Annotated in this window: 1 protein-coding gene; it reads left to right on the top strand. The window is 58.8% G+C overall.

Translation table 11 applies throughout. The annotated features are described in order from the left end of the window. Nucleotides 1–55 precede the first annotated feature (55 nt). Nucleotides 56–819 (top strand): IS5 family transposase gene (locus AC1VXC_RS21090; protein ID WP_225763973.1). Its coding sequence is split into 2 segments (ribosomal slippage): nt 56–371 and nt 371–819, totalling 765 coding nucleotides; the frame shifts between segments, so codons are not numbered across the junction. Nucleotides 820–830 lie beyond the last annotated feature (11 nt).

Below are 830 nucleotides of genomic sequence, written 5' to 3'. Positions count from 1 at the left end.
TAGGGCGTGTTAACACTAATGGCGATTTCTGCGACTGCGCGGGACAATCTCTGGCATGGAGATCACACCCGAGCAATTCGCCACCATCGAGCACTGTCTGCCCAAGCAGCGCGGCAATGTCAGCCTGAGCAACCTGCAGGTAGTCAACGCCATCCTCTATGTGGCCGAGCATGGCTGCAAGTGGCGTGGACTGCCCAAACGGTTCGGCAACTGGCACACGATCTACACGCGCATGAACCGCTGGACCAAGGCCGGTGTACTCGATCGCATGTTCGAGGTATTGCAGCGAGCCCAGGTCGTGCGCATCAAGATCGAGGCGGTCTCGCTGGACTCCACCAGCATCAAGGTCCACCCAGACGGCACCGGAGCGTTAAAAAAAACGGCCCTCAGTCCATCGGCAAGTCCCGAGGCGGATGGAACACCAAGATTCATATGGTTGCCGCGGATGCTCGAACGGCCGTGACGTTCTGCCTCTCGCCAGGACAAGCGCACGACGCACCTGAAGGCAGGCGTTTGCTCAGCAGCCTCGGGGCGACAAGCCGACCCGTTCATTTGCTCATGGACCGGGCATACGAAGGCAATGAAACCCGCCAACTTGCTCTGGACCTGGGATTCATTCCGGTCGTGCCCCCGACCAGCAAGCGCCTTGATCCTTGGGAATACGACCGGGCCATGTACAAGCGCCGCAATGAGGTCGAGCGACTGTTTCGTCGCCTCAAGGGTTACCGGCGCATCTTCTCGCGCTTCGAGAAACTCGATCTCATGTTCCTCGGCTTCATCAGCTTCGTGCTTGTCGCAGATGGACTGAGAATGTGTTAACAGGCCCTAGT

The organism is Stenotrophomonas sp. STEN033 (assembly GCF_056856655.1).
The sequence above is the reverse complement of the archived record's forward strand: the minus strand, read 5'-3'. Positions and strand labels throughout refer to the sequence as shown.